Raw genomic sequence first — 8,448 nt, forward strand, 5'->3', positions numbered from 1 at the left:
CGCGGCGCTGGTGCATCGCCGGCCGTCCTGGCGCCGCCGTCGGCGGCGTCGGCCGGCGCGGACGCCGCTGCCGGGGAAGCCAGCCTTGCCAGCAGCTTCTTGCTCAGCCACCAAGTGGTGAGCAACGTCAACGGCAGCGCCAGCATGGTGCCGGCCAGGTCGCCCGTCGATGGCATGCGCATGCTGGTGCGCCAGTACCAGATCGCGCCGCCCCAGCACAAGGCGAACACGGCCAGTATCAGCAGGCTGCGCCGCAGCCACGGGCGCATCAGCGCGCTTCCTTGCAGTGGCGGCCGGGCGTCATAGCTGATCCGTCGTGGCTTGCTGGCTGGCGATCAGTACCGCACCGCAGCTAGTCTTGTCGCCCTGGCGGGCCACTGGCTTGCCATCGACGATCCAGCTGGCGTCGCCGCTGACGATGGGACAGGTGCCATGGCCCGGCCGCGGGCACGACACCTTGTCGCCCACGCGCGCGATGCCGATGCCGCCGCTGTCCGTCATCGCCGAGGCCTCCAGCACGCTGCCGCCATGCGATGTTTTATCGCCCAATCTGATTACGGGACCAGCCATCTGTGCTCCTTAGAGTCATCGTTGTTTTTTCATCACACCAGGCAGACGCAATTCCGTGTGGCCGAAATCCATCATTTTCCAGCGGCCGCCCCAGGTCATGCCGACCGATTCGGCCACCTCGCCATACAGCTGATAGCCGCGCATGGCCCAGGGATCTTTTTCCGAGATCACTAGCTTGCCATTGCGCAAAAAGGCACAATCGGCCGCCAGGCCATACTGATGCCAGCTCTGGAACGCGGCTGCATTGGTGACATTGCTGCCCATGCCGGCCAGCATGTTTTGACGCTCCGGACTGCGGTAACCTTCCAGGATGGCCATGTCGTAGCCATGTTTTTCCTTCATGATCTTGAACACCAGCAGCAACCTTTGCGCGTATTCGCCATTGAGCAAGGTCCAGTTGCGGCTGGCCGATACCAGCATGGGCCGCACTTGCTGCACTTCCTCGGTGGCGAACACGAGCGGCGGCAAGTCCACCGGCGGCACCAGTTGCTCGCCTTGCAGCAGGGACGACACTTGCGTATTCATTTCGCGCGTCGAGACCTCGTAGCCGCCCAACACGCTCTTGCTGCTTGCCAGCAAGGCGATCGCCGGCGGCAGGCAAATCACCGCCGCGCCGCCGAGGAACAGCAGGTAATGGCGGCGCACGAATGCCGCGCCGCCGAGCAAGGTGCTGGCGCCGCCACGGCGCAGCGTGTCCAGGCTGGCGTTCCTGCGCCGGGCCAGCCGATCGAGCCGCGCCGCGAAGCCTTGTTCGGCCGTCGCCAGCGCCCGCATGAACAATTCGCGACCGGATGGAAACAGCACGAGCCAGCTGATCAGGCAAGCGAGAAAAAAATAGAGTGCCACCGCCAGTAAAAACACGCCCACTCCGTTCGAAAAAGGCACCGCGCACGGGCGGCTGAATGCCGCGGTGCCAGCGTTTCCGCTAATATTGCCTCTGAGTATATCTTACTAACTTGCTAATTACGGAAGCTTGGTTTCAATTGTGCGCCGGGTGCGCACTGTTGATTTCCTAACATGCGTCACGCTTTTTTTTATTGTCGTAAGGTATTGCAAATATTGACAGGAGTTAAGATTTTGCAAAGCAATGACGACAGCCGGCGGCCATCGACACGGCCCAGCTTATTGACGCCCGCGCAACAGGCGGAAGCCGATCGCAGCCGTATCCTCAACCATCTCGAAGGCGGCAGACGGCCCGCGCCCGCGCCTCACGAAGGCAGACGCGCCCGCCGGTGGCCTGTTTGGGGCGGCATGTTGGCAGGCGCCTTGCTGTTGCTGGCCACTGGCGCCTGGCTGGGGCAACGCGAGACGGCGGCGGAGGCTGAACCGGCATTGACCAGCACGGTGCCAGTCCCGGAAACAGCGGCCGTGGGCACTGCCGCAGCCAGCATACGCGACGAAGAGCAGCAGGTTCTGCCGCGGCAGAGCTTGAGCGAAATGCTGGGCGCCGACATGCCAGCCCCGGCCCCGGCGCCCGTGCCGGGTGCCAGGGATGTGCTGAGCAAGGCACTGGAAACCCCGCAGAAGAGCGCGCCCAGGCCGGTGCGCGCGCCGCAGAAAAAAACGCCCGTCAAACCCCTCAAGCCCGCTGATCCGGCCAAGCCCGCCGTCACGCCGGAACAGGAAAGCGACGTGGCCCTGCTGGCCGCGCTGGTATCGCATGCCCAGGCTGGCGCGGCACCCAAAAAAGCGCCGCCGCCCAGCCTGCAAGCGCAGTTACAGCAATGCAGTACATTGAAACCGGCCGCGGCGGATAGCTGCCGGCAAAGAACCTGCGCCGGTCGTACCGGCAAGCCGCTATGCAAGGCGGCCAGGGCGGCAGCAAAAGGTGCGCGATGAGCGCAGCGCTGCTCGACCAGGTGGGCGCCGCGTTGGGAGCTTTTTCCAGCATCACGCGTTTGTACGAGCTCACGTTTGAAGACGACAGCGCGCAGGATGTCGGCACGCTGTTGGTGGAAGCGTTCGCCTGCGACGAGCGCTTGCAGGCACTTGGCGCGCGCGATGTGATCGTGCTGTCGACCAGCGCACAGCTGGCACTGGCGCCTTTGCTGGGCCAGCTGGCCACGCTGCAGGTGAGCCTGTTTGATGGCAGCCGCGCCAGCTTCAGCGGCCATGTCAGCGAGGTGGCCATGCTGGGCAGCAATGGCGGCCTGGCGCGCTACCGCCTGCGGCTGACACCGTGGCTGTGGCGGCTGACGCAGGTGCGTAACAGCCGCGTCTGGCAAGACAAGTCGGTAATCGAGATCGTCGAATCCGTGTTCCAGTCCTATGCGCCGGCCGCGCTGTGGCGCTGGAGCGACGAGGTCGCCTCATTCATGCAGGACGCTGGCGAACGCAGTTATTGTTGCCAGTACCGCGAATCGGATTTCGATTTTATCCGCCGCCTGCTGACGGAAGAGGGGCTGGCCTGGCGGTTTGACGGTCAGACCCTGATCGTCTTTGCCGACAGCAGCCAAGTTTGCGCCACGCCCGAGGACGCCAGCAGCACGCAGGGCGGTGGCTTGCGCTTCCATGGCGCGCGCGTCGGCGAGCCGGGCGACAGCGTGCAAGCCTTGAGCGCGCGGCGCAGTCTGCAGGTGGGCTTGAGCAGCGTGCTCAGCTATGACTACAAGGCGAAGAAGGCGGTCGCCGCCAGCGTGCCGACGAATATGGTTCTCGGCGGCAAGAACGCGCCGATGCTGGAAAGCTACGACACGCCGGGCCAGTACTGGTACGCCAGCGCCGCCCAGGCGCGGCGCTACGCCCAATTGCAGATGCAGGCCCACGAAGCGCGCGCCCAGTTGTGGCAGGCACGCTCGACCGTACGCACCCTGCGCGCCGGCACGCGCTTCGCCCTGACGCAGGGACCGTTGCAGGCAGCCGACGGTGCCGCGCCCGAGTATGTCGTGTTGCGCGTGGCCAGCATCGGCGTCAACAACCTGCCGGCGCCGGCGCGGGAGGGATTGGCGGAACTGTTCGGCCCGATACCGGAATTGCTGGAAGAAACCGTGGCGGAGTGGGGCGCGGGGTTTCCCGACTTCGCCGCCGCGATCGCCCAGGCGCAAGCCAGCGGTTATGCCAACTGCATCGAGATGATCACCGCCGCCACGCCGTGGCGTCCGGTGCACGATGACAACGAGGCGCGCCAGCACGCCACGCCGACCGCTCCGGGCAGCCAGAGCGCCATCGTCGTCGGCGCCGACGGCAACGACGTGGCCAGCGGTGCCGATGAAATGCATTGCGACAAGCTGGGCCGGGTGCGCATCCGCTTCCACTGGCAGCGGGAGACGGGCGCGACTTGCTGGGTGCGGGTGGCGCAGCGCGCGGCCGGCGGCGGCATGGGCAGCCAGTTCCTGCCGCGCATCGGCCAGGAAGTGCTGGTGCAATTCCTGGAAAACGATATCGACCGGCCCGTCATCGTCGGCGCGCTGTACAACGGCCAGGGCGAGGGCGGCACGCTACCCACCCCGGGCGGCATGGCGCGCGATCAAAACGACGCTGGCGTGTTCCAGCCGGCGCATGACCACGCCATCGCGGGCCAGGGCAATGTGGCCGGCGGCAACAGTCCGCTGTGGCATGGTGCCGCCGGGGCCAGCGCGGCGCACCGCAATGCCAGCGCGCAATGGGGTATCCGCAGCAAGGAATTCGGCAAGGCGGGCGGCATGGCCGGCTACAACCAGCTGCTGTTCGACGACACCGACAGCCAGGGACGCATCCAGCTGAAAAGCAGCCATGCGGCCAGCGAACTGAACCTGGGCCACCTGATCCACGGCGCCGACAATTACCGGGGCAGCCTGCGCGGCGCCGGCGCCGAATTGCGCACCGACGCGTATGGCGCGCTGCGCGCCAAGGCGGGCTTGCTGGTGAGCAGCTATGTGCTCAGGCACGAGGCCGCGCAACGCGAGCCGTCCGGCGACAATGCCGGCGGCATCGCGCTGATGAAACAGGCGGTCCTGCTGGGCGACACCTTCAGCGCTGCCGCCAAGACGCACCAGACGGTGGCCTACGCCAGCCATATCGGCGTTGCCGCACCGAATGCCAGCGAACTCGACGACACGGCCGCGCCGCTCAAGGCGATGCTGGCCAGCGTGTCGGGCATGCATGAAGAGCTGCCACAGACCAAGGACGCCATCATCGCGATTGCCGCGAAGGCCGGACTGGGCGTTGTCGCGGGGCAGGATATGCAACTGGCCAATGGCGAAACCGTCACCGTGATGAGCGGCCAGGACACGCAATGGACCAGCGGCGGCCAGTGGCGCCTGCACGCGGGCCAGGCCATCGGCATGCTGGGCGGCGTCGTCCAGGCCGGGGAGGGGGATGCCGGGGTGCAACTGATCGCGGCCCAAGGGCTCATCGACGCGCAGGCGCAAAGCGACGTCATGAATATCCAGGCGCGCGAGGAAATCGACATCATCAGCGCCAACGCGCATGTGGACTGGGCGGCGGCGAAAAGCATCCGCCTGTCGACGGCGGGCGGGGCCAACATCACCATCGAGGGCGGCAATATCACCATCCAGTGTCCGGGCAAGATCACCGTGTTTGCGGGCAAGAAGAGTTTTATCGGGCCGACACGGCTGGCTTATCCATTGCCGGCGCTGCCTGCCAGCGTGTGCAAAGCTTGTCTGCTGGCGGCGTTGCGTAGCGGTAGTCCGTTTATCGCGCCCACGGCGGCCTAGAAAAGGAATCCTGATGTACTTTGCCATCGATGTTCACGACCCAGAAGTTCCAGCGCTGATCGCGCAGCAACTGCAGGCCTTGCGCGCGGAGGCGGCAGTGGCGAACGGCAGCCAGCCCCTGTATCTGCTGGCGCTGCTCGACGGCGCCTGCGACGAGGAGTTTTTCACCAAGCGCTACTCAAGCCGGCTGCGGCGCCAATCGCTGTATGCGCACACCTCGCTGCAAAATTTCAAGGGTGCCGCGCCGCATCTGCTGGCGTCGCCATCGGCAAGCAACGAGCAAGTTGCGTGGGTGCAGCGCCTGTTCTCGCTGTGCGCGGGCAAGCCCATGCTCAGCATCATCGCCAGCACGCTCGATATCGGCCAGCTGGAGCAGCATCTGCGCCCCTATTTGATTGCCATTACGCCAGATACCGTCGAATGGCCCGTGCGCTGGGCCGATAGCCGCACATTGCCGGCCTTGCTGGCGGCCTTGACGCAAACCCAATATGCGCATTTGCTGAGCCCCATCTACCGCTGGTGGTCGCTGCAGCGCGATGGTTCGCTGGTCAGTTGGCAGGGCGAGGCGCAGCCCAGTCCCGTCCCGGCGGAGTTTGACAAATTTCCGCTCAGTGACGCCGCCTTTGCCGCCTTGGTGGATATCGCCGAAGCCGACGCCATCCTGGCCAATCTGCATGATGTGCAGCCGGACCTGTTTCATTCCGGCGCCCCGGCCGAGTGCCACGCGCGCGTGGCGCGTCATTTGCTTGTGGCAAACGCCAGCGGCATCGAGGCGGCGGGCCAGCGTCAGCATTTCAGCGCCCTGGCCTTGATGCTGGCCGACGATTTTACCTCGCACCCGGCGATGGCCAGCCTGTTGCGGCGCACGCGCCAAGGTGCGAATTACCTGTCCGAGCTCGACACGCTGCCCGACGATTTCTGGCAGGCGCGCTCGGCTGCCTAGCCTTGTTCTTTCAACTGCCTATTTTTATAAAAGGAAAATCATGAAATGGATTATGTATCTTGGCACGGCCTTGCTGCTGAGCGGTTGCGCCCTCAAGGCCAGGCAGGTTGAGCAAGCCGGCCCAAGTCCTACCGCGACAGCGCAGGTGGGTATTGTCAACCATACGGGGAAGTATATTTATTCCGCATCGGTGGATGGGGCGGGAGGCGCCAATATGGCCAGATGGGGGGCGGGGGGGGCAGAAATCTGTTGCGCCTCTATCCCGAGAGTGTGGTATCCGGGAATGATGGTTCTGGTGCGGTGGGATATGCCGGAAGAACATACGCATATTGTCAAAGAAAAAATGGTGGAAGTGGAAAAATACGATGAACCAGGGGATATCTATATGCATTTCTTCCCCAATGATGAGGTGAGAGTCGTCGTGTCAAATGCTGGAGGGGGGGCAAAAACTCATCCTATTCTTCACTCCGGAAAACCTGCCAATATTCCTTGATATTATGATCAGTGAAACTCCCCATTCCGCGCCGTTTCCCGTCGGTTTTTTTTTAAAGCCGTTGACGAAAGAGCAATCCGAAATTGCCAAGGAGGCATGTGAAAAGAAAGATGGCGCGCCGTGTAGTATTCCAGTGAGGGTTGGACTTTTCTTTGATGGAACCAATAATAATCTGGAGCGCGATAGGAATGGGGTTAGGACAGGTGTGCTCGATCCAAGAACAAAAAAGCCCATTCCTATAGCTAATGTTGTGGTCGACCCCAATAGTGCCAGCCATAGCAATGTGGCGCGGCTATTTTCGAGTTTTCCCTCGAATAAACGGGGTGCGGGATATTTTCGAAATTATATTCCTGGCGTGGGAACGCCATTTAAGGAAATTGGTGAATTGACTGAATCGGACGAGGGGAAGGCTTTTGCCAAAGGAGGGCAGCCGCGTATTATCTGGGGCTTATTGCAGGTTTTAAATGCAATTCATCGAACGGTTTATGGAGATGAAACTCCATTATATAAATCAGATAAGGCTGGCGAACTTGCCCGTACTTATGATAATGCCGTAGGCCACAAAAAGGTACCGCATCCCTCAACCGGCAGGGAGCGCTTCATGACCCACTCGGACTGGTTCGCTGAGCATATTGAAAAACTCAAAGCGGCGGTGGCGGCACAACCCAAGCCGCATATTCCATCGCTGACCTTGTCGGTGTTCGGTTTTTCGCGTGGCGCCGCCGAGGCGGTGGCATTCTGCCAGCTGTTTGCCGATTTGCTCACGCCGGGCAAAGGTGAGGGGCAGGAGTTTGCCGGCATTCCGGCCAGCATCGATTTTCTTGGCGTCTTTGACACGGTGGCAACCGTGGGCAGTTCGGCGTCTGTCGCGAAAACCACGATCGCGCCTGGCGCGATGTTCGATGGCCATTGGGCCTGGGCCAATGAATTGCTCAAGCCGCTGCCTCGCTGCGTTCAGGCAGGCTTGCATTGCATTGCCACGCATGAGCAGCGCATGAATTTCCCCGTTACACGCCTGGAAGGGAAAATCGAGGAAGTGTATTTTCCTGGCGTGCACTCCGACGTGGGAGGCGGCTATGGTCCGGGTGAGCAGGGAAAGGGACGCGGCGGACAAGCAGCCTTGTTGTCGCAAATCCCGCTGGCGCATATGTTCAAGGAGGCGCGCCTCAAAGGAGTGCCTTTGATACCGTTTAGCGAACTGGAGGCAACGGACCGAGATGATTTCCAGGTCAGTCAAGAGCTTGCCAAGGCATGGGAAGCATATACCGCCGAGCTTAACAAGCAAGGCGGCTTGCTGAGCAAGCATATGGAGCTGTATTACCGCTGGCGCGCCGTGCGCGTCAAGACACTGGAAGCCACGACCAGCTTCAAGGCGGCCAACGCGCAAGAGCGGGAGGATCTGGGGTCCTACAACCGCTTGCTGGCAGGCGATCTGGAAGCGCTGCGCGCGCGCAAAGCCTTCCGTCATGGCGATGAGGGGCAACCATTCAGCGCCCGGGATATTGCGCGCATCAACCACTGGCAATACTATCGCGCGCAAAATCATATACCGCTGGATGACTGGGAAGCATGGGCGCTCGACATATTCGATCACCCCAAACCGCTGCCGTCCGAAGTGATGCGTTTTTTTGACGACTATGTACACGATTCCCTGGCCGGATTTTATATGGCGGGCGAAGTGACGGAATACGACAAGCGGGCCAGGATCGCCTCGTTCGCCAATAAACCGCCTGAAGATGGTTTTTATAAACGCGCGTATGAGCTCAGCCGGAAGACGGAAGCCGCGC

General features: G+C 62.5%; 7 protein-coding genes and 1 pseudogene. 5 read left to right on the forward strand and 3 right to left on the reverse strand.

Features of this window, described 5'->3' with window-relative positions:
* From GCN78_RS28635 to GCN78_RS28645, 3 genes and pseudogenes are all read right to left on the reverse strand, one after another.
* Positions 1-269: pseudogene (locus GCN78_RS28635) on the reverse strand (hypothetical protein); the annotation flags it as partial.
* A gap of 31 nt (positions 270-300) precedes the next feature.
* Entirely contained in the window at positions 301-570 is a 270-nt protein-coding gene (locus GCN78_RS28640) for a PAAR domain-containing protein (protein WP_152254723.1), read from the reverse strand.
* A gap of 15 nt (positions 571-585) precedes the next feature.
* Positions 586-1,431, reverse strand: a complete 846-nt coding sequence (locus tag GCN78_RS28645) for a M15 family metallopeptidase (protein WP_226939870.1) — start codon at positions 1,429-1,431, stop codon at positions 586-588.
* 390 nt (positions 1,432-1,821) lie between these two features.
* Here GCN78_RS28645 and GCN78_RS29490 point away from each other — a divergent pair, with 390 nt between their 5' ends.
* From GCN78_RS29490 to GCN78_RS28670, 5 genes are all read left to right on the forward strand, one after another.
* Positions 1,822-2,409 carry a hypothetical protein gene (locus GCN78_RS29490; RefSeq protein ID WP_193316903.1) on the forward strand — a complete coding sequence of 196 codons (588 nt, stop codon included), beginning with the start codon at positions 1,822-1,824 and terminating at the stop codon, positions 2,407-2,409.
* Positions 2,406-5,225, forward strand: a complete 2,820-nt coding sequence (locus GCN78_RS28655; protein ID WP_152254724.1) for a type VI secretion system Vgr family protein — start codon at positions 2,406-2,408, stop codon at positions 5,223-5,225. Before GCN78_RS29490 ends, GCN78_RS28655 begins: the two co-directional genes overlap by 4 nt.
* Positions 5,226-5,238: 13 nt before the next feature.
* Positions 5,239-6,168, forward strand: a complete 930-nt coding sequence (locus GCN78_RS28660) for a DUF4123 domain-containing protein (RefSeq protein ID WP_152254725.1) — start codon at positions 5,239-5,241, stop codon at positions 6,166-6,168.
* A gap of 40 nt (positions 6,169-6,208) precedes the next feature.
* The gene (locus GCN78_RS28665) at positions 6,209-6,661 is read left to right on the forward strand and encodes a DUF3304 domain-containing protein (RefSeq protein WP_152254726.1); all 453 of its coding nucleotides are present in this window, start codon (positions 6,209-6,211) and stop codon (positions 6,659-6,661) included.
* Positions 6,597-8,448, forward strand: a 1,852-nt coding sequence (locus GCN78_RS28670; protein ID WP_226939871.1) for a phospholipase effector Tle1 domain-containing protein, incomplete at its 3' end; no start/stop codon positions are given. The genes GCN78_RS28665 and GCN78_RS28670, both read left to right, overlap by 65 nt.

Origin of the sequence: Janthinobacterium rivuli (assembly GCF_009208735.1) — a bacterium.
In the GTDB taxonomy this organism is placed as follows: Bacteria; Pseudomonadota; Gammaproteobacteria; order Burkholderiales; family Burkholderiaceae_D; genus Janthinobacterium.